The sequence below is a fragment of the Burkholderia sp. S-53 genome (assembly GCF_025560745.1).
Taxonomy (GTDB): domain Bacteria; phylum Pseudomonadota; class Gammaproteobacteria; order Burkholderiales; family Burkholderiaceae; genus Burkholderia; species Burkholderia pyrrocinia.
Map to the genome: position 1 here is coordinate 162,912 of NZ_CP090482.1, position 25,095 is coordinate 188,006.

Genomic DNA, 25,095 nt, shown 5'->3' on the forward strand with positions numbered 1-25,095 from the left:
TCAGATCGCGCGCCGTGCCCACGCTTCCTGCAAGGCGGCACTCAGGGACAAGGCGCTGGTGGAGAACCGGCCGCACGGCTGGCCGTCCGCCACGAACACGCCGTCGATGCGCAAATGCGAGGCATCGCCGACCTCGGTGACTTCGTTGCGCTCGAACACGAGCTCCACGGCGTCGTCCCAGTACAGCGGCCGATCCAGCGCGACGTGCAGCGTCTTCAGCACGTCGCGTGTGGCCTCGCCGCGCGCCGGCAGGCTGGCCGCCAGCCGGTTCTCGGCGGTGAACAGCCGCATCGACTGACGGGCGGCCTCGGCCAGCACCACGATGTCGATCCAGGGCGCCGGGAAATCGCCGAAATACGCGTTGTCCGGCTGCATCACGAGCGCGCAGCTCGGCTGGCCGGCCTCGCTGCGCGCCTCGCTGAGCAGCACGTTGGCCGCATCGAGCTTGTTGAGGCTGCGCGCGGGCGCCGGCTCGGCGCGCTCGGGCATCTCGTCGGACGCGCGCGGCGGACGCGGCGGCACCGCGCTCACCACGAATTCGGCATGCGCCATTTCGCGGTCGTTCTGGATCACCTGCGCCCGATACGCGTCGGATGTGCCGGCGGCGGCGCTCACGTGGATTGTCGCGCCGGGCTCCTTGCGGCACAGGTCGACGAAATGCAGCCGCACTTGCGAGACGAACAGCGCGGTGTCGGCCGGCAGGCCGTGCCGATGCAGATGGGCCGCCTGCACCGCCTCGCTCATCGCCGCGCCCAGATGCAGGCCGGAGACGTGGTCGAGCGGATGGTCGAAGAAGAACGCGTGCGATTCGTCCACTACCAGCTTCGCGTCGAGCCGCGCCGGTTCGACGGCCGCGATTCGCAGCGCCTCGCACAACTGGTTGCGCGGGTCGCGGCGCAGCGGCGGCTCGACGGGCTGCGTCTGCTCGCTGGCCGCGGCGGGAATCGCGTAGAGGCGCCGACGGCCCTGCTCCTCTTGCGGCTGGACGGCGGCCGGAAAATCGGCCGGGACGCCATGCGGTTCGCCCTCGGTCGCCTGCGCGGCGGTTTGCGTCGACGCGTCCGCGCCGACGGTCTGCTCGATGCAGGCCACGAGTTCGGCCGCGCTCGCGCAACGCAGCAGCGCCGCGCTCTCGAGCGTCACGCCCCGCGTCTTGAACTCGGCGATCAGCGCCGACGACAACTGCAGCAGGAACACCGAATCGAGGCCCAATTCGTGCAGCGAGTGCATGGCGAACGGCTCCGCCGGCAGGCCTGACAGCCGCCCGGCATGAGCGCACACGCGCGCCAGCAGCGTATCGCCGCCCGCCTCGGCCACTGCCGCCGCGACGGGCGCGGCCGGTGCCGGGGCCGGGCTTTGCGCCGACACCGGCGCCGACCTCACGGCATCGGCCGGCGCCGGCTCGATCCAGTAACGCTCGACCGCGAACGTGTAGCTCGGCAGATGCAGGCGCCGCGGCGGACGCGTCGGGTAGAAGATCCGCCAGTCGAGCGTGAGGCCCTTGACCCACATCGACAGCAGCCGGTCCCACTTGCCCTTGGCGATCCAGGTAGCCAGGAGTGCCGGCAGATCCTCGTCGGCCGCCAGGCTCGACACCATGTCCTTGTTGCGTTGTGCCTGACCGCGCACGCCGCTGCCGAGCCGGCCGTCCTGCGTGAACGCGCCGAGCCGCTCGCGCAGTTCGTCGAGCGAATCCACCGCCCAGGCCAGGCGTTCGTCCATCGCGTCGCGGCCCACTTGCAACGTATAGGCCAGCGCGTACAGATCCGCGTCGGGGTTGCGTTCCAGCCACGCGAGCAGCTGCGCCGCGCGTTCGGTCAGCGCCGCTTCCGTGCGGGCCGACAGCACCACCAGCGCCGGGCCGCTTGGCCGTGCCGCCTGCTCCTCCGGCGCCACGTACTCTTCGAGCACCACGTGCGCGTTCACGCCACCGAAGCCGAACGAGCTGACACCCGCGCGACGCGGCAGCGGTCGGCCCGCCTCGTCGACCGGCGCCACCCACGGACGGTTTTCACGCACCACATAGAACGGGCTGCCCGACAAACCGATATACGGATTCTCCGGCTCGCTGTGCAGGCTCTTGACCAGCGTGGCGTGCTTCATCTGCATCACCACCTTGATCACGCCGGCCACGCCCGCGGCCAGCTCCAGGTGGCCGATGTTGCTCTTGACCGAACCGAGCCCGCAGAACGGCTGCTCGCCCGACTCGACGCCGAGGTTTGCGAACGCGCTCTTCAAGCCGGTGATCTCCACCGGATCGCCGAGCTTGGTGCCGGTGCCGTGTGCCTCGATATAGCTGACCGTGCGCGGATCGACACCCGAGCGGCGATACGCGTCCGTCAGCAGGGCCGCCTGCGCCTGCGGATTGGGCGCCGTCAGCGAACTTGCCCGGCCGCCGTGGTTCTCGGCGCCACCGCGGATCACGGCGTAGATCGCATCGCCAGCCGCCTGCGCGTCGCTCAGACGCTTCAGCACCAGTATCCCCACGCCCTCGCCGCGCACGTAGCCGTTGGCGGCTTCCGAGAAGGTCTTGCAGCGGCCGTCCTCGCTGAGCATGCCGGCCTTGCTGAAGCTCACATGCGCATCGGGCGTGACGATCGTGTTGATGCCGCCGACGATCGCCATCTCGCAGGTGCCGTCGCGCAGCACCGCGATACCGCGGTTGATCGCGATCAGCGAGCTGGAGCAGGCCGTCTCGATCGGCTCGCTCGGACCGTGCAGGTTCAGGAAGTAGCTCATCCGGTTGGGGCCGATGGACGGCACCACCGAGGTCGAGGTGAAAGCCGCCTGCGCCTGCGCGGACTGCGCGAGCAGATTGCCGTAGCCGCTCAGGCTGGTGCCGACGAACAGCGCGGTGCGGCTGCCCGACAGCGCTTGCGCCGAGTAGCCTGCATCCTCGATCGCCTTCCAGACATGCGTCATCAGGAGGCGCTGCTGCGGGTCCATCACCTGCGCCTCGCGCGGCGAGATGCCGAAGAAGCGCGGATCGAACTCGTCGATGCCGTCGATGAAACCGCCCCACTTCACGCGGGTACGGCCCGCGTCGTCTGTCGGATCGCCGTAGACGGCCTGCCAGTCCCAACGCATCGCAGGAATTTCCTCGATGCAGTCGCGGCCGTCGAGCAGGTTCTGCCAGAACGCGTCGGCGTCCTCGGCCATCGGCATGCGGGCGCTCAGGCCCACGATCGCGATCGGCTCGTCGAGCGGCGCCCGGGCCGGTGCGATGGCCGCTGCCGGCGCCTCGGACGGCGCGGCGCGGCGACGCGCCGCTTTCGCCGGCGCGCGCCGGGCCGGCTGGACCGGCCGGATCACCGCCGGCGCCACCGGGCGCTCGGCCACAGCCACATCCGAGGCTTCCACCGCCGGCGCGAAGTGTTGCGCCATCGTCTCGCGATGCGCGTCGACCAGATGGCGCGTGAGCGCCGCCAGCGACGGGTGCTCGAAGAACACCGTCGGCATCAGGTCCAGGTCGTAGGTTCGGTTCAATTCGGTGGCCAGCTCGGTCAGCGAGATCGAGTCGAAGCCGTAACCGGCCAGTTCCTCGTCAAGATCGATGTCCTCCGGCTTCACTTTGATCAGCACCGACGCCTGATCCAGCAGCGCTGCGCTGACCATGCGCGACAGGTCGGCGCCGCCGGCAGCCGGCTGACGCGCGGCCGGGATCTCGGCCGTCGCCATGGCGGCCGGGTTCGCCTGATACGCGTCGTCGGCCTTCTGTTCTGCCTCGAATGCTTCGAACCCGTCGTCGGCGGGTTGGTCCACGGCCGCGCCGAGCAGTGTCAGCAGCTTCTCCCGTTCGCCCGCCGCCACCAGCACTTGCGCCGCATCGCCCGCCACCGCCTGCGCGAACGCCTCCAGCGCCGCCGCGTTCTCCAGCGGCACCAGCCCCGCCGTGCGGCGCATCAGCTCGATGCTCGCCGCGTCCGGACGCATCGCCCCTTCCGCCCACAGCGGCCAGTTCACCGATACGCTGCGCCCGCTCGCCTCGCCACGCGCTACCCGCTCGGCGCGCGCGATCACATAGTGATCCATGAACGCGTTCGCCGCCGCGTAGTCCGCCTGCCCCGGATTGCCGCCGTAACCCGCCAGCGACGAGAACGCCGCGAACAGCTCCAGCGGCACGTCGCGCGTGGCCTGATCCAGGTTCACGAGACCGGCCACCTTCGGCGCCAGCACCGCGTCCAGTTCCTCCACGCTCTTGTTCGCCAGATACGCATCGCGCAGCAGCCCGGCGCCGTGCAACACGCCGTCCAGCCGCCCGAACTCGACGACGATGCCCTTCACCAGCGCATTCACCGCCGCCGCATCCGTCACGTCCACGCGGCGATGCACGACGCGCTCGCCGAGCGCGGCGAGCCGCGCTTGCGAAGCGTCATCGAGTGCCGAGCGGCTGCTCACGATCACCGTCGCGCGCGGCGCCTGCGCCACGATCTCGCCGGCGAACACCAGCCCGATCGCGCCGGCACCGCCCGTGATCAGATATACGCCATCCTCGCGCCAGATCGGCCTGGCCGGCGCCTGCGCGAGCTCCCGCGCCACGCGAACCTCGCGCACGCCGTCGCGATAACGCAGCAGCGCGGCCGGCGCGGCCTGCTCGCCTTCCTCGCGCAGCAGATCGCCCATCACCACGCCGTTCATCTCGGCCGGCAGGCACAGCAACTGCGTCTTCAGACGCGGATATTCGAGCCGCGCCGTCTTCAGCAGGCCGGACAGGCCCGCCAGCACCGCGAGTTCACCCGTCAGCGGCACGACCACCTGCACCAGCACGTCCGACGCCGGCGTCTCGGCTGCCAGCGCCTGCAGTCGCGAGAACAGGTGGCGCGCCAGGCCGTGATAGCGCGCGCCGAGGTCGTCGCCGATTACCGGCGCCACCTCGCAGCGCGTGTCGGCCAGCACCGCCGACAGCTCGCCCAGCAATTGCCCGCCGAAACCGCACAACAGCACGACGCGGCGCGCGACCGGCACGGTCGGCGCGTCCGACGGCAGCGCCATCGGCTGCCATGCCGGTGCCAGCAACAGCGTGTCGTCGTCGTGCGCGACAGCCGCATCGACGCGGCGCGACGCGAAGCCGTTCAGCCGAACGCAGACGCGCCCCGCTTCGTCCAGCAGCGCGATGTCGAGCTTGCGCACCGCCGTGCTGCCGTCCTTGGCGGCGGCGACCCATACCCACATCTCGCGCTGGCACGGCGCCAGCACGTCCAGCTCGCGCAGCGCGAACGGCAGCATCGGGGTCGCGTCGGCGAGTTCGCCGTCGGCGCCCAGCACCAGCCCGATCGCGGCCTGCAACGCCGAATCGAGCAGCCCCGGCGCCAGCGTCATGCCGGCCGGCAGCGCCGGCAACGCCAGCCGCGCCAGCACCTCCTGCTCGCCGGCATGCAGCTCGGCCAGGCCGCGATGGCTCGGCCCGTAGACGAGCCCGAGCCGGTCGAACGCGGCATAGCACTGCGCGGCCGTGAAGCTCGCGCGCCGCATGCGCGCACGCAGCGCGTCGAGATCGAGCGTCTGCGGCGCGGCTTCGGCGTGCGGCCGTGCCTGCGCGACGCCGTGGCCATGCACGCGGCGCGCCGTACCGGTCGCATCGCCGCTGTAGACCTCGAAGCTCACGCGGCCGTCGTCCTCGGCCTGCAAGTCGATATGCACCGCCTGCGGCGTGCCCGGCTCGACCGCGAACGGCCGCGACCAGACCACCTGATTCAACTGGACGCGATCCGACGCGCGGCAGGCGCCCGAGCGCACCAGCGCGGCATGCGCCATCTCCAGATAGGCGACGCCCGGCAGCACGCGCCGGCCCTGCACCTCGTGATCGGCGAGGAACGGCTCGCTGCCGTCGAACTGCGAGCTGAAACGCTGCGCCTCCAGGTTCGAGGTGTTGGCATGCAGCAGCGGATGCAGTTGCGCCGCGCCGAGCACCGGCGCCGCGCTCGCCGCGATGCGTGCCGCCGGCTTCGTCTCGGCCCAGTAACGCTCGCGCGAGAACGGATAGACCGGCAGATGCAGGCGCCGCGGCGTCGGCGACGCGTGCAGCGTGCGCCAGTCGAGCGTGAGGCCCTTGGCCCACATCGACAGCAGCCGGTCCCACTTGCCCTTGGCGATCCAGGTAGCCAGGAGTGCCGGCAGGTCCTCGTCGGCCGCCAGGCCGGCGAGCGCGTCCTTGTTGCGCTTGACCTGACCGCGCACGCCGCTGCCGAGCCGGCCGTCCTGCGTGAACGCACCGAGCCGCTCGCGCAGTTCGTCGAGCGAATCCACCGCCCAGGCCAGGCGTTCGTCCATCGCGTCGCGGCCCACTTGCAACGTATAGGCCAGCGCGTACAGATCCGCGTCGGGGTTGCGTTCCAGCCACGCGAGCAGCTGCGCCGCGCGTTCGGTCAGCGCCGCTTCCGTGCGGGCCGACAGCACCACCAGCGCCGGGCCGCTTGGCCGTGCCGCCTGCTCCTCCGGCGCCACGTACTCTTCGAGCACCACGTGCGCGTTCACGCCACCGAAGCCGAACGAGCTGACACCCGCGCGACGCGGCAGCGGTCGGCCCGCCTCGTCGACCGGCGCCACCCACGGACGGTTTTCACGCACCACATAGAACGGGCTGCCCGACAAACCGATATACGGATTCTCCGGCTCGCTGTGCAGGCTCTTGACCAGCGTGGCGTGCTTCATCTGCATCACCACCTTGATCACGCCGGCCACGCCCGCGGCCAGCTCCAGGTGGCCGATGTTGCTCTTGACCGAACCGAGCCCGCAGAACGGCTGCTCGCCCGACTCGACGCCGAGGTTTGCGAACGCGCTCTTCAAGCCAGTGATCTCCACCGGATCGCCGAGCTTGGTGCCGGTGCCGTGTGCCTCGATATAGCTGACCGTGCGCGGATCGACACCCGAGCGGCGATACGCGTCCGTCAGCAGGGCCGCCTGCGCCTGCGGGTTGGGCGCCGTCAGCGAACTCGCCCGGCCGCCGTGGTTCTCGGCGCCACCGCGGATCACGGCGTAGATCGCATCGCCGGCCGCCTGCGCGTCGCTCAGACGCTTCAGCACCAGCATCCCCACGCCCTCGCCGCGCACGTAGCCGTTGGCGGCTTCCGAGAAGGTCTTGCAGCGGCCGTCCTCGCTGAGCATGCCGGCCTTGCTGAAGCTCACATGCGCATCGGGCGTGACGATCGTGTTGATGCCGCCGACGATCGCCATCTCGCAGGTGCCGTCGCGCAGCACCGCGATGCCGCGGTTGATCGCCACCAGCGAACTGGAGCAGGCCGTCTCGATCGGCTCGCTCGGACCGTGCAGGTTCAGGAAGTAGCTCATCCGGTTGGGCCCGACCGACGGCACCACCGAGGTCGCGCTGTAGCCCTCGCCCGCCCGCGCCTCGGCCGAGAACAGGTTCTGGTAACCGCTCAGCCCGGTGCCGACGAACAGCGCCGTGCGGCTGCCCGAGATCGACTCCGACGCATAACCGGCGTCCTCGATCGCCTTCCAGACGTAGGTCATCAACAGGCGCTGCTGCGGATCCATCACCAACGCCTCGCGCGGCGAGATGCCGAAGAACAGCGGATCGAACTCGTCGACGCCGTCGATGAAGGCGCCCCACTTCACGCGCGTGCTGCCTTCGCCGCCCGCCAGCTCGGCGGCCACCGCGCGCCAATCCCAGCGCTTCGCCGGAATCTCGGTCACGCAATCGCGGCCGTCGAGCAGGTTCTGCCAGAACGCGTCGGCATCCTCGGCCATCGGCATGCAGGCGCTCAGGCCCACGATCGCGATCGGCTCGTCGTCGGCTTCGACACGGCGACGCGGCGCCTTGGCCCGGACGCGTCGCGTCGACGGCGCGCTCGCTGCCGCGCGCAGCTCCGGCTTGGCCGCGGCGGCCGGTGCCGTGGCGGAGACGGGCGCCAGATGGCGCGCCATCGTCTCGCGGTGCGTGTCGACCAGATAGGCCGTGAGCGCCGCCAGCGTCGGATGCTCGAAGAACACCGTCGGCATCAGGTCCAGGTCGTAGGTTCGGTTCAATTCGGTGGCCAGCTCGGTCAGCGAGATCGAGTCGAAGCCGTAACCGGCCAGTTCCTCGTCAAGATCGATGTCCTCCGGCTTCACTTTGATCAACGCGGACACGCGGCTCACGAGCGCCGCGCCGACCACGCGCGACAGATCCACTCCGGCACCGGGCGCCGCCTGCGCGGCGGCTTCGCTCACGTCGGGTGCGTCGGAGGCGTCGTCCACGGCCGCGCCGAGCAGTGTCAGCAGCTTCTCCCGTTCGCCCGCCGCCACCAGCACTTGCGCCGCATCGCCCGCCACCGCCTGCGCGAACGCCTCCAGCGCCGCCGCGTTCTCCAGCGGCACCAGCCCCGCCGTGCGGCGCATCAGCTCGATGCTCGCCGCGTCCGGACGCATCGCCCCTTCCGCCCACAGCGGCCAGTTCACCGATACGCTGCGCCCGCTCGCCTCGCCACGCGCTACCCGCTCGGCGCGCGCGATCACATAGTGATCCATGAACGCGTTCGCCGCCGCGTAGTCCGCCTGCCCCGGATTGCCGCCGTAACCCGCCAGCGACGAGAACGCCGCGAATAGCTCCAGCGGCACGTCGCGCGTGGCCTGATCCAGGTTCACGAGACCGGCCACCTTCGGCGCCAGCACCGCGTCCAGTTCCTCCACGCTCTTGTTCGCCAGATACGCATCGCGCAGCAGCCCGGCGCCGTGCAACACGCCGTCCAGCCGCCCGAACTCGACGACGATGCCCTTCACCAGCGCATTCACCGCCGCCGCATCCGTCACGTCCACGCGGCGATGCACGACGCGCTCGCCGAGCGCGGCGAGCCGCGCTTGCGAAGCGTCATCGAGTGCCGAGCGGCTGCTCACGATCACCGTCGCGCGCGGCGCCTGCGCCACGATCTCGCCGGCGAACACCAGCCCGATCGCGCCGGCACCGCCCGTGATCAGATATACGCCATCCTCGCGCCAGATCGGCCTGGCCGGCGCCTGCGCGAGCTCCCGCGCCACGCGAACCTCGCGCACGCCGTCGCGATAACGCAGCAGCGCGGCCGGCGCGGCCTGCTCGCCTTCCTCGCGCAGCAGATCGCCCATCACCACGCCGTTCATCTCGGCCGGCAGGCACAGCAGCTGCGTCTTCAGACGCGGATATTCGAGCCGCGCCGTCTTCAGCAGGCCGGACAGGCCCGCCAGCACCGCGAGTTCACCCGTCAGCGGCACGACCACCTGCACCAGCACGTCCGACGCCGGCGTCTCGGCTGCCAGCGCCTGCAGTCGCGAGAACAGGTGGCGCGCCAGGCCGTGATAGCGCGCGCCGAGGTCGTCGCCGATTACCGGCGCCACCTCGCAGCGCGTGTCGGCCAGCACCGCCGACAGCTCGCCAGCGAGCTGCGCCTCGAAACCGCAAAGCATCACCTCACGGCGGGCGACCGGTGCCGACGCGCCGGCTTGCAGCGAGGCCGCTTGCCAGACCGGCGCGAGCATCAGCGTCGCGTCCTCGCCGTGGCCGGCATCGAGGTCCTCGTCATGCCACGCCTCGTCGTCGTGGCCGGACTCGCCCTGCGCGACGGTCGCATCGACGCGGCGCGACGCGAAGCCGTTCAGCCGAACGCAGACGCGCCCCGCTTCGTCCAGCAGCGCGATGTCGAGCTTGCGCACCGCCGTGCTGCCGTCCTTGGCGGCGGCGACCCATACCCACATCTCGCGCTGGCACGGCGCCAGCACGTCCAGCTCGCGCAGCGCGAACGGCAGCATCGGGGTCGCGTCGGCGAGTTCGCCGTCGGCGCCCAGCACCAGCCCGATCGCGGCCTGCAACGCCGAATCGAGCAGCCCCGGCGCCAGCGTCATGCCGGCCGGCAGCGCCGGCAACGCCAGCCGCGCCAGCACCTCCTGCTCGCCGGCATGCAGCTCGGCCAGGCCGCGATGGCTCGGCCCGTAGACGAGCCCGAGCCGGTCGAACGCGGCATAGCACTGCGCGGCCGTGAAGCTCGCGCGCCGCATGCGCGCACGCAGCGCGTCGAGATCGAGCGTCTGCGGCGCGGCTTCGGCGTGCGGCCGTGCCTGCGCGACGCCGTGGCCATGCACGCGGCGCGCCGTACCGGTCGCATCGCCGCTGTAGACCTCGAAGCTCACGCGGCCGTCGTCCTCGGCCTGCAAGTCGATATGCGCCGCCTGCGGCGTGCCCGGCTCGACCGTGAACGGCCGCGACCAGACCACCTGATTCAACTGGACGCGATCCGAGGCGCGGCAGGCGCCCGAGCGCACCAGCGCGGCATGCGCCATCTCCAGATAGGCGACGCCCGGCAGCACGCGCCGGCCCTGCACCTCGTGATCGGCGAGGAACGGCTCGCTGCCGTCGAACTGCGAGCTGAAACGCTGCGCCTCCAGGCTCGAGGTGTTGGCATGCAGCAGCGGATGCAGTTGCGCTGCGCCGAGCACCGGCGCCGCGCCTGCCGTCGTCGTCGCGCCCGGCTCCACCCAGTGCCGTTCGCGGGCGAACGGATAGGCCGGCAGATGCAGACGGCGCGGACGCGGACCCTGATAGAGCCGGTCCCACTTCACCGCGATACCCTTCGCCCACACGCCCAGGAGGCGCGTGAACTTGCCCTTCTGCTGCCAGCTTTGGAGCAGCACGGCCATATCGTCGTCGCCGGTCAGGCCGGCGAGCGCGTCCTTGTTGCGCTTGACCTGACCGCGCACGCCGCTGCCGAGCCGGCCGTCCTGCGTGAACGCGCCGAGCCGCTCGCGCAGTTCGTCGAGCGAATCCACCGCCCAGGCCAGGCGTTCGTCCATCGCGTCGCGGCCCACTTGCAACGTATAGGCCAGCGCGTACAGATCCGCGTCGGGGTTGCGTTCCAGCCACGCGAGCAGCTGCGCCGCGCGTTCGGTCAGCGCCGCTTCCGTGCGGGCCGACAGCACCACCAGCGCCGGGCCGCTTGGCCGTGCCGCCTGCTCCTCCGGCGCCACGTACTCTTCGAGCACCACGTGCGCGTTCACGCCACCGAAGCCGAACGAGCTGACACCCGCGCGACGCGGCAGCGGTCGGCCCGCCTCGTCGACCGGCGCCACCCACGGACGGTTTTCACGCACCACATAGAACGGGCTGCCCGACAAACCGATATACGGATTCTCCGGCTCGCTGTGCAGGCTCTTGACCAGCGTGGCGTGCTTCATCTGCATCACCACCTTGATCACGCCGGCCACGCCCGCGGCCAGCTCCAGGTGGCCGATGTTGCTCTTGACCGAACCGAGCCCGCAGAACGGCTGCTCGCCCGACTCGACGCCGAGGTTTGCGAACGCGCTCTTCAAGCCAGTGATCTCCACCGGATCGCCGAGCTTGGTGCCGGTGCCGTGTGCCTCGATATAGCTGACCGTGCGCGGATCGACACCCGAGCGGCGATACGCGTCCGTCAGCAGGGCCGCCTGCGCCTGCGGGTTGGGCGCCGTCAGCGAACTCGCCCGGCCGCCGTGGTTCTCGGCGCCACCGCGGATCACGGCGTAGATCGCATCGCCGGCCGCCTGCGCGTCGCTCAGACGCTTCAGCACCAGCATCCCCACGCCCTCGCCGCGCACGTAGCCGTTGGCGGCTTCCGAGAAGGTCTTGCAGCGGCCGTCCTCGCTGAGCATGCCGGCCTTGCTGAAGCTCACATGCGCATCGGGCGTGACGATCGTGTTGATGCCGCCGACGATCGCCATCTCGCAGGTGCCGTCGCGCAGCACCGCGATGCCGCGGTTGATCGCCACCAGCGAACTGGAGCAGGCCGTCTCGATCGGCTCGCTCGGACCGTGCAGGTTCAGGAAGTAGCTCATCCGGTTGGGGCCGATGGACGGCACCACCGAGGTCGCGCTGTAGCCCTCGCCCGCCCGCGCCTCGGCCGAGAACAGGTTCTGGTAACCGCTCAGCCCGGTGCCGACGAACAGCGCCGTGCGGCTGCCCGAGATCGACTCCGACGCATAACCGGCATCCTCGATCGCCTTCCAGACGTAGGTCATCAACAGGCGCTGCTGCGGATCCATCACCAACGCCTCGCGCGGCGAGATGCCGAAGAACAGCGGATCGAACTCGTCGACGCCGTCGATGAAGGCGCCCCACTTCACGCGCGTGCTGCCTTCGCCGCCCGCCAGCTCGGCGGCCACCGCGCGCCAATCCCAGCGCTTCGCCGGAATCTCGGTCACGCAATCGCGGCCGTCGAGCAGGTTCTGCCAGAACGCGTCGGCATCCTCGGCCATCGGCATGCAGGCGCTCAGGCCCACGATCGCGATCGGCTCGTTCGCGTGGGCCGTGGCGGTGCCTTGCGTCGTCGCCGCAGCGGGTGTGACCGCCGCCGCTGCCACGACCGTGGCAGCCGCCGACGGTGCCGCCACGGCGTGGCTCGCCACCGTCGCTGGCCAGACGCGCGCGAGCCGCTCGCGCTCGGTGCGCAACAGATACTGGGCGAGCGCTTGCAGCGTCGGGAATTCGAAGAACAGCGCCGGCGTCAATTCGAAGCCGAACGCCGCGTTGAGTTGGTTCGTCAGCTCGGTCAACTGCACCGAGTCGTAGCCGTATTCGCTCAGCGCCGTGCCCAGCTCGATCTGCTCGGGCGTGACATGCAGACGCCCTGCCACGTGTTCACGCAGCGCGCCGCACAGACGATCGCGCAGCTCGGCGTCGGCGCCGGCCGATGCGGCCGAAGCCGCGGCGGCCACGACCGGCTCGCGCGCCGCCATCGCTGCCTCGACCTCGACCTCGACCGCGATGGCCGATGCCGGCGTCTCATGGACCGTCGCGGCCAACGGTGCCGGCGCGAACCTGTGCGTCAGCGGCACGGCATGCGCCTCCACCAGATGGCCCGCCAGCCCTTGCAGGCTCGGGTATTCGAAGAACAGCGCCGGCGTCAGTTCGAGCCCGAGTTCGCGATTGACGCGATCGGCCAGATCGGTCAGCGAGATCGAGTCGTAACCGTATTCGCTCAGCGCCAGATCGAGGTCGATCACGTTGGTCTCGACCTTGATCAGCGCGGCCGCCTGCTCGCGCAGGTAGGCGCCGACGCGATCGCGCAGCTCGGTCGCGGAGATCGCGACGGCCGGCGCCACGGGCGCGGCGACGGCTGCCGGCACCGTCGGCGCCTCCGGGACGGCAACCGCTGCCGCCGGCGCGAGACGCGCCGCGAGCGGCGCGCGCTGCGTGGCCAGCAGATGCCCGGCCATGCGTTGCAGCGTCGGGAATTCGAAGAACAGCGCCGGCGTCAGGTCCAGGCCGAACTCGCGGTTCAGGCGATTAGCCAGTTCGGTCAGCGACACCGAGTCGTAGCCGTATTCGCTCAGCTCGGCGTCGAACTCGACGAGCGTCGGCTCGACCTTGATGAGGCTCGCCACCTGCTCGCGCAGGCGCGCCAGCAACCGGTCCAGCAGCTCGGAGTCGGCGATCGCGGCCGGCTGCGCGACGGGTACCGTCGCGCTGGCGGCCGGTGTGATGCGCGCCGCGGCGGCCGGCGCGGGCGCGCCGTTGGCCTCCTCGCGCGAGCCCGGCTTGCGGGCAACCACGCCGAAGGTGTCGATCAGGCGCCGACGCTCGCCGGTGGCGACCAGCACTTGCGCGTGACCGCTCGCGAACGCCGCGTCGAACGCGGCCATCCCGGTGGCGTCGTCCATCGTCGCGAGGCCGAAGTTGTCGAACATCAGCTTGACGCTGGTCTCGTCCGGACGCATCCCGCCGTCGGCCCACAGCGGCCAGTCGAGCGAGAGGCTGCGGCCCTGCCGCTCGCCGCTGCGCACCCGCAGTTCGCGGCCGGCCATGTAGTGGTCCATGAACGCGTTGCCGGTGGTGTAGTCGGCCTGCCCGGGATTGCCGGTCACGCCGGCCAGCGACGCGAAGGTCGCGAACACGTCGAGCGGCGCGGCGCGGGTGGCGAGATCGAGGTTGACGAGCCCCCGCACCTTCGGCTCCAGCACCGCGACGAAATCCGCCTCGGACTTCTTGAGCAGATAGCTGTCGCGCAGGAAGCCGGCGCCGTGCAGCACGGCGGTGAGCGGCCCGAACTCGGCGCTCAGGCGGTCGACGAGCGCGTGCACGGCACTTGCGTCGACCACGTCGAGCGAGCGGTAGACCACGCGCGGGCCGAGCGCCTCGAGCGCCGCCAGCCGCGCGCCATCGAGCTGCGAGCGGCCGGTCAGCACGACCGTGCTGGTCGGGCTCGCGGCCAGGATCGCGCGGGCGAACACCAGCCCGATCGCGCCGGCCCCGCCCGTGATCAGCACCACGCCGTTGTCGCGCCAGACCGGCGTGGCGGCCGGCGCGGGTGCGATCTCGACCAGCGAGGCGAGCTCGCGGCGGCTGCCGCGATAGCGCAGCAGCTGTCCGCGCGCGGGCAACTGCGCGCGCTCGGCGCGCAGCAGCCCCGCGAGCCTGGGCAGGCCGATGCCGTCGGCCACCAGCACCACCTGGGTGCGGATCCGCGGATTCTCGAGCTGCGCGGTGCGCAGCAGGCCGGACAGGCCCGCGAACGCGGCCGCCTCGCCGGTGGCCGGCAGCACCAGTTGCAGCAGCGTCTCGCCGCGGCGCTTGTCCTGCAGGATGCCGCGCACCGTCGCGAACAGCTGGCGCGACAGGCTCATGAAGCATTCGCCGGCATCGGCGCCCTCGGCTTGCAGCGTCTCGCACTGCGCGTCGCCCAGACGGTTCGCGAGCGCCGGCGCGTCGATGTCGGGCAGCGCGTACAGCAGCACGCGCTGCACGCCGCCCGTCGGCACCGTGGCGGGGAACGCCAGCGGCTGGTCGACCCATTGCGGGCGCGCCAGCAGCACGCCGTCCAGCGCGGCCGCGGCCGGCTGGGCGGCAGCGGGTACCGATACGGGCGCGCGCGGCGCGCTCACGGCCGCCGCCGGGCCGACCACCGGATCGAGCTCCACAGCGGCAGCCGGCGCCGGCTGCCCGGCTTGCAGCCCGGGCACCCAGAAGCGCGTCTTCGCGAACGGATAGCCGGGCAGGCTGAGGCGGCGCGGCCGCGCGTCGCCGTACAGCAGCGTCCAATCCATCGCCAGGCCCTGCACCCACATCGCCAGCAGCTTGTCGAACTTGCCCTTGGCGATCCAGCTGTGGATCGCGTCGCGCAGATCGTCGTCGCCGCTGAACGCGGCCAGCGTCTGCCGGCCGGTGCGCACGTTGCCGCGATGCAGATCGGCGGTGGCGTCGTCGCCGCTCAGGAACGCGTCGAGCCGCTCGCGCAGCTCGGCCACCGAGCCGACCACCAGCCCGAGCCGTTCGTCCATCGCCTCGCGGCCGGTCTGCAGCGTGAACGCGAGTTCGGCGAGTGCCGGCTCGTCGAGCGCGAGCCGATCGCGCAGGCGCCGGGCGGCCTCGCGCAACTGCTCCGGGTTGCGCGCCGACAGAACCGCCAGCGCAGGCCCGCTCGCGGCGGGCGCGGCTTGCGGCGCGCCCCGGTATTCCTCGATCAGCACGTGCGCGTTCGCCCCGCCCGCCCCGAACGAGCTGACGCCCGCGCGCAGCGGATATTCGAGCAGCTCGCCGTCCACCTCGAGGCACGGCCGCTCCCAGGCGGCAAGCTGCTGCTGCACGACGAACGGCGTGGCGGCGAAATCGATGTGCGGATTGAGCTGCGCGGAATGCAGCGACGGCACCAGTTCACGGTGACGCATCTGCAGCAGCACCTTGGTGACGCCGGCGATGCCGGCCGCGCTCTCGCAATGGCCGATGTTCGATTTCACCGAGCCGATCGCGCAGAAACCGGTATCGCGCGTCTGCCGGCGGAAGCTGTTCGACAGGCCGGTGATCTCGATCGGATCGCCGAGCGAGGTGCCGGTGCCGTGTGCCTCGATGTAGCTGATGGTGCGCGCATCCACGCCGGCGCGCTCCAGCGAGCGGGCGATCACCTCGGCCTGCGCGCCGGGGTTGGGCACCGTGTAGGCGTTGGTCTTGCCGCCGTGGTTGACGGCGCTGGCCTTGATCACGCCGTAGATGTGGTCGCCGTCGGCCTCGGCCTGCGCGAGCGGCTTGAGCAGGATCGAGCCCACGCCCTCGCTCGGCACATAGCCGTCGCCGCTGTCGCCGAACGCCTCGCAACGGCCCTTGCTCGACACGAACTTGCCCTGGCCGAGCGCGAGATACTTGTTCGGATGCAGCGTGAGATTGACGCCGCCCGCGATCGCCATCGCGCATTCGCCGTCGCGCAGGCTCTGGCAAGCCAGATGGATCGCTGTCAGCGACGACGAGCACATCGTATCGAGCGCGAGGCTCGGGCCGCGCAGGTCGAAGTAGTAGGACACGCGATTGGCGATCGACGCCTGGCTGCCGGACAGCGCCATGCGGCGCCCCTGCAGGCTCTGCTCGGCGCCGTAGAGCTGGTATTCCTCATACATCACGCCGACGAACACGCCCACCTGGCCGCCCGCGCGCGCGAGCGACTGGCGCGTGTAGCCGGCATCCTCGAAGGTATGGAACACGTTCTGCAGGAACACGCGCTCCTGCGGATCGATGATCTCGGCATCGCGCGGCGAGATGTTGAAGAACAGCGGATCGAACTCGTCGACGCCGTCGATGAAGCCGCCCCACTTGCTGTTGACCGTGCCCGGCTGCGAGCGGTCCCGGCTGTAGTACGGCGTGTGGTCCCAGCGCTCGGCCGGCACCTCGGAAACGCAGTCGCGGCCGGTGCGCAGGTTGTCCCAGAACGCGTCGACGTCGGCTGCCATCGGATAGCGGCCGGCCAGGCCGATGATCGCGATGTCGCCGCCCGCCGCCGGCTGACGCGACGGCGTCGCGGCGGCCGGAGCCGGGGCCGCGGCGCGCGCGACGGGCTTCGCCGCCGCTGCCGGCACGGCGCGCGCGGGTGCCTTCGCGGCCGGGACCGGAGCCGGCGTCGCGGCGGACCGGGCCGGCGCGGGAACGGCCGCCGCCGTGCGGCGCGAGCTGCCGAGCAGCGTGTCGAGCTGCTCGGCATGGCCCTCGACGAAGTAGCCGGCGAGTTCGGCGAGGCTGCCGTACTCGAAGAACAGCGTCTTCGACAACGCGCCGAAATGCTTCTCCAGCTCGCTGGTGAGCTTGATCACCATGATCGAATCGAGCCCGTATTCCTCGAACGGAACGTCGGGCGTGATCTGCTCGGCCGCCATGCGCGTCGCATTCGCGAGCAGCGACTTCAGGTAACGCTCGGTGCGTTCATGCAATTGCGTATCGGTAGTCAGGGGAATCTCCTCGGCGGACGCGTCCGCCACACGGTTCGATGTCACGGCCGGCTCTCCGGCCAGGGCCATGCTCGCGAATTCGGCGTCGGCGTCGGCCGGCAGGCCGGGCGCCGCCACGGCCTGCGCGGTGCCGCCCGCGGACGGCTGGCCCGCGAAGCGGCGCGCGGCGAAACCGAGAATGCGCGCGCACACGGCGCCCTGCGCGTCGCAGACCAGGAACTCGAGCTTCTGCACCGCGCTGGCGGCGGTCGAGCCCGCCTCACGGCGCACCCACACCCACATGTCGTCGACGCACGGCGCCAGCGCCTCGACGCGCGCGGCCGCGAACGGCAGCACGGTGGTGCTGTCGCGCAGCCTGCCGTCGTCTCCGAGCAGGAACGCGACGCTCGCCTGCAGCGCCGAGTCCATCACGCCCGGATGCAGCACGAATGCCGGCACCCCGCCGGGCGCGGCCACCGGCAGCGCGAGGCGCGCCAGCACGGCGTCCTCGCCCGCGTAGACGGCGGCCAGCCCGCGATGACCCGGCCCGTAAGCGAGACCCAGTTCGGCGAACGCGTCGTAGCACTGCGCCGGACTGAACTCGGCGCGGCCCATCGAGGCACGCAGCGCGTCGAGATCGAGCGTCTCGGCCACCGGCGCCGGATCCCAGCGTGCGCTGCCCTGGCTGTGCACGCCGTCGTCGCTGTGGATGCTGAACGCGAGGCGCCCGTCCTCGTGCGGCACGAGCCCGATGTGCAGGCTGGCCGGCGCGTCGTCGAGCGCGAACGGCCGCGACCACACCACGTTGCTGAGCACCGCGGCGGCGCCTTCCGGCGCGGGCGACAGCTCTGCGAGCGCGGCACGCGCCATCTCCAGATAGGCGACGCCCGGCAGCACGCGCCGGCCCTGCACGACGTGATCCGCCAGGAAGAACTCCGCGCCGCGCAGGCGCGCGCTCAGGCGCAGGCCGTCGAGATTCGAGGTGTTCGCGTGCAGCAGCGGATGCAGCACCGGTGCCGCGCGAGGCGGATCCATCGCGCCCGGACGGTACGGCAGCGTCAGCCAGAAATGCTCGCGCGCGAACGCATAGGTGGGCAGGCTCACCCGGCGCGCGCCGGGCGTGAGCGCGTAGGCGGCCCAGTCGAGCGCCGTGCCGCTCACCCACAGCGGCAGCAACGCGTCGTAGCGGCGCTCGGCGGCCCAGGCCGCGCAGCGCGCCGGCAGGCCGTCGTCGCGCGCGGCCGTGGCGCCGCGGCGCGTCTCGCGGCGGCCGAGCCAAAGGCCGGCCTCGTCGTGGCGGCCGGCCAAATAGGCGGCCAGCTTGTCGCGCGCCTCGTCGAGGCTCGCGGCCACGAAGGCCAGCCGCTGGTCGAGCGCGACCCGGCCGACCTGCAGCGTGTGCGCGAGATCGGCCAGCGCGGGCGCCTGCGGCTCGCCGAGGAAGTCGTGCAGCGCCTGGGCCATCTCGCGCAGCCGGTCGGCGTCGCGCGCCGACAGCAGCACCGCGTGCGGGCCCGCGTCGGCCACGGCCGGCGCGGCGGCCCGCTGCGCCGGCCGGTATTCCTCGACGATCACATGGGCGTTCGCGCCGCCCGCGCCGAACGAACTGATGCCCGCGCGCAGCGGCACCTCGCGGCCGTCGATCACGGGCCGCTCCCAGGGGCCGAGCGCCTGCTGCAGCACGAACGGCGTGGCGGCGAAGTCGATCTCCGGATTGACCGTCTCGGCATGCAGCGACGGCGCGATCTGGCGGTGCTTCATCTGCATCAGCACCTTGGTCAGGCCGGCGATGCCGGCCGCGCTCTCGGCGTGACCGATGTTCGACTTGACCGAACCGATCGCGCAGAAACCGGTGTCGGCGGTGTGCTCGCCGAACGCGCGCGTGAGCCCGCTGATCTCGATCGGATCGCCGAGCGAGGTGCCGGTGCCGTGCGCCTCGATGTAGCTGACGGTGCGCGGATCGACGCCGGCGCGCTCGAACGCGGTGCGCACCAGCGCGGCCTGCGCCGTGGGGCTCGGCACCGTGTAGCTGTGAGTCTTGCCGCCCGCGTTGATCGCGGTGCCCTTGATCAGGCCGTAGATGTGGTCGCCATCGGCGATCGCTCGCGACAGCGGCTTGAGCAGCACCGCGCCCACGCCCTCGCCGTCGACGAAGCCCTGCGCGCCGGCGCCGAACGAATGGCACTTGTCCGAGGCCGTCAGCATCACCATCTCGGAGAGCGTGATGTAGTGCTGCGGCACCGAGATCAGGTTCACGCCGCCCGCGATCGCGCAATCGCTCGCGCCGCTGTGCAGGCTCTCGACGGCCAGGTGCAGCGCCGTCAGCGACGACGAGCACGCGGTGTCGACGGCCAGGCTCGGGCCGGTGAAGTTGAACAGGTACGAGACGCGGTTGGCTGCCGACCAGTAGGCCGCGCTGGTAGCGTAGCGGCCGTTCATGATGCCGACGAACACGCCCATGCGCGGATGCGCGTCGGCCAGTTGCGCCGGCGTGTAGCCCGCGTCCTCGATCACCGCGTGAGCCTGCATCAGGAACAGGCGCTCCTGCGGATCCATGCGCTCGGCTTCGGCCGGCGAGATGCGGAAGAACAGCGGATCGAACTTCGAGAAGTCGTCGAGGAAGCCGCCGTACTTGCTGTACATCGCGCCTTCCTTGCCCTTCTGCTCATCGAAGTAGTCGCGCCAGTTCCAGCGCTCGGCCGGGATCTCGCCGATGCAGTGACGGCCGTCGCGCAGGTTTTCCCAGAAGCGTCGCACGTTCTCGGCCTTCGGATAGCGGCCCGACAGGCCCACGATCGCGATGTCCTCGCGCGGCACCGCCGCCGGCAGGGCCGCCGCGACGGCGGCCGGCGCGGTCCGCTGGACCGGCGGCGTGGCGACGGATGCCTCGACTGCGGCCGGGTCGGCCGCCTCGACCGGCGACGCGGTGACGGGGGCTGCCGCCTCGGCGACAGACGCCGCCTCGGCGCCGGCCAGCAGCGCGCGCAAGGCCGGCGCGTGCGTGACGAGCAGACGGTCGGCCAGCCCGGCGACGCTCGCCACCTCGAACAGCAGCGTGCCGCCGATGTTCGACAGCACGCTGCGCAATCTGGCCGTCAGTTGCACCACCAGCACCGAGTCGATGCCGTAGCTTTCCAGCGGCTCGGCCGGATCGATCTCGGCGGCCGGAATGCGGATCACCTCTGCCACCAGTCCGCGCAGGTAGTCGAGCGCGCCGGCGCGCAGCGCGGCGCCGCCATCGGCGTCGGAAGACGCGGCGGGCGCCTCGGACGCAACTGCGGCGGCCGGCTCGGCCGCGACGGGCGCCCGTGCCGCCGGCACGACGGCCTCGCTCACCGCGCCCGCCGCGTCGGCCACGACCGACGCCGCCGCCTCGGCGCCGGCCAGCAGCGCGCGTAGCGGCTCCGTATGTGTCGACAGCAGGCGCTCGCTCAGCGCGTCGATGGTCGCCACCTCGAACAGCAGCGTGCCGCCGATGTTAGGCAGCACGCTGCGCAGCCTGGCCGTCAGTTGCACCACCAGCACCGAGTCGATGCCGTAGCTTTCCAGCGGCTCGGCCGGGTCGATCTCGGCGGCCGGAATGCGGATCACCTCCGCCACCAGTTCGCGCAGATAGTCGTTCGCCGCTCCCCGCGACGGCGCCGCCTGCGCCGCCTGCGTCGAATCGACAGCGGCGGTCGCCTCCGCGCTTCGCGGCGCGACGCTCACGCTGGCACGCGCGACGCTCGACGCCGCGCTGGCGAGGAGCGGCGCCCGCCGCTGCGCGGCGCGCGCCGGCAGGCGCATCGCCACCGAGGCGCCCGGGCCGACCGGCTGACGCGCCAGGCCGTCGCCCTCGCCGACGATGATCTGCTGGGCGAGCGCGCGCGCCGAGGCGGCCGGCAGGCGCACCGAGCGGAAGCCCTCGGCTTCCATCACGGCCTGCCAGACCTCCGGATAGAGGCCGGGCGAGCCCGGCAGCCGCAGCGCGGGATCGTCGTAGAGCCACCAGCCCTCGAGCAGGCCGAAGGTCAGATGGCTGAACAGCAGGTTGTCGCTCATCTCGTTGAGCAGCAGCATGCCGTTCGGACGCAGCGTGGCCTTCACGTTGCGCAGCGTGTTCCGGATGTTCACGGTGGCGTGCAGCACGTTGGTGGCGATCACCACGTCGTAGGCCTGCGCGTCGATGCCCTGCCCGTCGAGCGGCTTGCCAGCGTCGAACAGCCGGTAGGCCAGATACGGATTGGCGGGCCCGAACTCACGCTGCGCGTGCATCAGGAACGCCTTCGACAGGTCGGTGTAGCAGTACTCGGCGATATTGTCCTGGTACGGGCGCAGCGCCGGGAACACGCGTGCGCTGGTGCCGCCGGTGCCGGCTCCCACCTCCAGGATGCGCACCCGCGCGGCCGGATCGCGCGCCACGCGCGCCTTCACCCAGGCCACCAGCGCGTCTACCAGCACGGCGTTGAAATGGTCGGAGACGGGGTTGTTCTTGTACACCCCCTCGACCAGCTTCAACGACGACTTCGGGAACATCACGGCGGTGGCCGGACGACGCTCGCCCAGAATCTCGGGCAGCGCGCGCAGCATCGCCTCGACCAGCTGCACGCGCGAGCGCCGGTTGTCGTCGGACAGCCAGCCGGCGGTGTCGCGCTCCCAGTCGGCCCAGGCCGCTCCGGCATCCACCGGCTGCAGCGCGTGATAGGCACCGTCGGCGTGCCGCGCGATCCAGCCATGGCGTTGCAGCACGGCCAGGGTCTCGTCGAGCCAGCGCTCGTACATGGCCGGCAGCCGTGCGCGCAGGCCCGCCAGCGTGGCACCCTCCGCGCCGAACAGACCGAACTCGCGCAGTTGCGCGTAGAGCAGTTTGGCGAGATGGCGGTCCATCTCCGCGGTCTGCGCGACCACGCGCTCGCACAGGCTCGTCACGCCGACGTCGGCGGCCGGGCCCGGCAGCGTCGCGACCAGCGCGGGCAGCGGCGCGGCGGCGGCCGTCACGGCCTCGCTCCGGCTGGTGCCGTCCATCGCCGACAGGCGCGTGACCTTGATCAGCGCGAGCTGCCGGCTGGGGCCGGCGAGCAGCACGTCGAGCGCCGTCATCGCCTCGGGCGGCTCGACCGAGGCGATCCCGGCGCGCGCCATGCGCGCCTGATAGTCGGCCGTCGCGGCCACCCCGACCTCGCCCCAGTAGCCCCAGTTCATGATGCGCACCGGGAAGCGGCCGGTCTGGTCGAGATAGGTCGCGAACGCGTCCTTGAACACGCAGCCGGCCGCGTAGTTGGCCTGACCCGGCATGCGCGCGAACGACTGGATCGACGAGAAGAACAGCATGAAATCGAGCGGCAGCTCGCCGAACACCTGCGCCATCCGCACGCTGACGTCCGCCTTCGCGCGATAGCTCGACAGGAACGCCTGCTCGTCCATGCGCGCGAGCGTGCGGTCCTGCAGCACGATCGCCGAATGCAGCACGCCGTCGATGCGGCCGAAGCGGCGCAGCACCTCGTCGCGCGCGGCCTGCAACGACGCGCGGTCGCCGGCGTCCGCGCTCAGGTAGAGCGGGCGCGGGCCGTGCGCCGCGAGCGCGTCGAGGCGCGCCTCGACGCGCGCGTCGGCGGCGGAGCGGCCGAGCCAGACGATCTGCGCGCGATGGTCCTGCACCAGCGCCTCGCTCCACGCGCCGCCCACTCCGCCGGCACCGCCGATCACCACGTAGATGCCGCCCTCGCGATACGGCGGCAGCGCCTCGGCCTGCGGCACCAGCGGCACGTATTGGCGCCGATACCACTGACCGCCGCGATACAGCCACGCGTCGCCGTGCGCGTCGAACGGCAGTTCGAACACCTGCTGCAACGGCGCGTCGCCTCGCGAGTCGAAATCGATCACGCGCACCGGCCAGTTCGGATATTCACGCGCGAGGGAACCGAACAGGCCGTGCAGGCCGGCGTCGGCCGGCTGCACCGCGTCGTTCGCGTCGAAGCCGTGGGTGCGCGTGGTGAGCAAGGTCCAGTGCAGCGGGTGCTCGTCGCGGCCCGCGGCCAGCAGCGCCTTGATCAACCGGAATGCGCGCAGTACGCCGAGGGGCTGACGCGCCAGCAGGGCGTCCTCCTGGCCCGGCACGGTGGGTGCCGTGTCGCCGGCCCACACCACGTGATCGAAGCCGCGCAGCGCGGCCAGCCGCGCGACCAGCGCGTCGCGGCTCTCGTCGGCCGCGAACGCGAGCGTCTGCAACTCGGGATCGAAGCGCCGCAGCGCATCGACGAGCGCCGGCTCGGCGCCGATCACGAGCAGCCGGCCCACTTGCAGCGCGGCGCTCGGCAGCGGCGTGACGTCCCACACCGGCTGCAGCAGCACCGGGAACGCCGAGTCGTCGGCGACGGCGTTCGCGCCTTGCGCCGCCGTGCCCGCCGGTGCCGCGTTGCCGCGCGCGGCGGATGCCGCGTTCGCCGCGCCGTCGGCGTCGGGACGCGGCGCGAGGATCCGCGAGCTGTAGCCGCTCAGGCGCGCGCACAGCGTGCCCGCTTCGTCGCACAGCTCGATGTCGAGCTCCTGCGAGCCCGCGCGCGGCTCGTGCAGGCGGATCGCCGCCCACAACGTGCCCACGCACGGCGCCAGCACGTCGAGCGAGCGCAGCGCGAACGGCAGCGCGGTGCGGTTCTCTCCCATCAGCAGCGCGATCGAGGCCTGGATCGCGGCGTCGAGCAGGGCCGGATGCAGCACCACGCCGCCCGCCTGCGCGCCGGCCGGCTGCACCAGCCGAGCCAGCGCGAGGCCGGCGCCGGTGCGTACCGACTCGATGGCGCGCAGGCTCGGGCCGTGATCGATGCCCATCGCGCGGATCGCGTCGTAGCAGCGCTCGCGCGAAACCGTCGCGCTCGCGCAACGCGCGTGCCACTCGGCCAGATCGAGCACGGCCGGCGCGGCCGTGCCGGCCTGCACGAAGCCCTGGGTATAGATGAACTCGGCGTCGCCGGCGGCGCGCACGCGGAATTCGTAGCGGCCCGCCGTGTCGGGCAGCAGGTCGACACAGACCTCGGGCATCGGCTCGCCGGTCACGAACGGCCGTACCCACACCACGTCGGAGATGTTGACGCCGGTCTGCTTGCCGGTGACGGCCGCGAACGCGGCGCGCGCCAGCTCCAGCGAGACGACGCCCGGCATGATGGTGCGCCCCTGCACGACGTGATCGACGACGAAAAACTCTCGCCCGCTGAAGCTGGCGCGCAGCGACGGCGTGCCGACGCCGACGGCGCCCGCCGCGAGCCACGGATGCGCGCCCGCCACCGCCTGCGTCACCGCCGAGGCCGGCGTGGGCAGCGGGACCGGCAGCGCGCCCGGCTCGATCGGACGCGCGTCGAGCGCCAGCGTCATGGCCGCCGCGTCGAGCCAGTAGCGCTCACGCGCGAACGGATAGGTCGGCAGCGGCATGCGTCGATAGCCGCCGTCGGCGTACAGCTTGCGCCACTCCGGCTCGGCGCCCTGCAGATAGGCGTCGGCCAGCGCGCCGAGCGCGGCGCGGTACTCGCCGTCGGAGCCTGCGGCGGCGAGTGCCGCCACCTGCTCCGCCCAGGCGCTCGCCGGCGCCGCGACGGCCGCGGCCTCCGTCTCGCGGCCCGCGTCGAGCGCGGTGCCGAGCGCCGCCACCAGCTCGGCGAGATCGCGCACCACCCAGGCCGCGCGGCGGCCAAAGTGCTTGCGGCCCGCCAGCAGCGTGAAGCTGAGGTTGCCGAGGTCGAGCGACGGCTTGCGCAGGCAGTGCGCGCGCAGGCGTTCGATCTGCTGGCGCAGCTGACCCGGGGTGCGGGCCGACAGCGTGACGAGCCACGCCGGCTTGTCGGCATGGCGCAGCGTGCTGGCCGGCGCGTCGCCGATCACCAGATGCGCGTTGGTGCCGCCCGCGCCGAACGAGCTGACCGCGGCCAGCCGCGGCCGCTGCGCCTCGCGTGCCCACGGCTGCAGGCGCGTGTTGACGTAGAACGGGCTGTCGGTGAAGCGGAT

The 25,095-nt window shown here is 71.9% G+C and carries 1 protein-coding gene (cut by a window edge); it reads right to left on the bottom strand.

Going from position 1 to position 25,095, the window contains the following annotated elements; genetic code table 11:
- A protein-coding gene (locus LXM88_RS00660; protein ID WP_262531134.1) for an SDR family NAD(P)-dependent oxidoreductase crosses the window boundary here: on the bottom strand, positions 1–25,095 show its 3' portion. It continues 5,460 nt past the right edge of the window; 25,095 of the gene's 30,555 nt are visible here — the last part of the coding sequence; its start codon lies beyond the right edge, outside the window — the gene reads right to left on this strand; its stop codon occupies positions 1–3.